Annotated in this window: 1 protein-coding gene; it reads right to left on the bottom strand. The window is 66.2% G+C overall.

What is annotated here, in order from left to right:
- Positions 1-70: 70 nt before the first annotated feature.
- Positions 71-601, bottom strand: a complete 531-nt coding sequence (locus tag DW306_RS21540; protein ID WP_240747038.1) for a DUF559 domain-containing protein — start codon at positions 599-601, stop codon at positions 71-73.
- Between the last annotated feature and the right edge of the window lie 488 nt (positions 602-1,089).

Genomic DNA, 1,089 nt, shown 5'->3' with positions numbered 1-1,089 from the left:
CAACTTCTGCGGCCACATCGAACCGATGTGGCCGCAGAAGTTCCGATCGGCCGCAGAACTGAGGGACGGTTCATGCCCGCCGCGCCCGCGATGCCGGTGGGAGGTGCAATCCGCGCGCGATCGCAGCGGAGATCGTCGCCTCCACACGATCCCAGCCATGAACGATCTGCGCGTACGTGAAGCGGAACACCGTGTACCCTCGCAGGCGGAGTTCTGCATCGTGAGCGACATCCCGTCCGCGTTCGGCGGCCGAGGAATGGTGAGCGAAGCCGTCGATCTGCACCACGAGATGGCTGCCGAGTACGACGTCGACCCGATGCCCGGCGAGGATCACCTGCTGGCGAAGGGGGACACCCCACGAACTCAGCCGCACGACGAAGAGCGTCTCGATCCCGGAATCGGAGAGCCCGCGCGCGGTGGCCGCGAGTTCGCGGGAGGCGTCATTCGGCCAGCGAACCGTGCGCAGGGACTCGAGGTCGAGCGACTCCACCCTGATCGCCGAGTCCCAGATCGTGAGAGCATCCTCGCGTTCGAAGCACAGGGCGAGGTGTGCGAGCGCGTCCTCGACGGATGCTGTCAGCGTGCGAGATCCGCGATCCACCAGGGGAGCTGCCCAATGCAGGACAGCGTCGTCACGATGCTTGTGCGCGTTCGGACCGACCTGCAGGTGGAGTCGTGACGCGGCTCCATCAGGTACCCACCACCCGCGACGTCGTGCCAGCGAGATGCAGGTCAGTCGAGCGGATGCCCCCGCCGCCGTTACGAGGTCGACAGGCGCACTCGGGAGTGCGATCCACTGCGCTCGGATTCGGTGCACCACGCCGCGCCGAATCGCTGCGCGCACCCGATCAGGTGTGAAGCCGCGGGCCGCGGCATCCGCTCGATGCGCGATGCCACCTCGTTTCGTGAGCCAGTCGAGCAGGTCCATCACCTCAGGATGGTCCGAGGCCGCCTCGCCCGTCCGCCACAGGTGCCAGAAGTGGGGAGAGTGCACAGATACTGCCGAGTGTGGAGGACGGAACTTCTCTCAACTTCTGCGGCCATCTCCAACTTCTGCGGCCACATCGAACCGATGTGGCCGCAGAAGTT

Source organism: Microbacterium sp. K24, assembly GCF_004794465.1.
Classification (GTDB): Bacteria; Actinomycetota; Actinomycetes; order Actinomycetales; family Microbacteriaceae; genus Microbacterium.
Note: the sequence above shows the minus strand (reverse complement) of the source record. Positions and strands in the feature narration are given on the sequence as shown.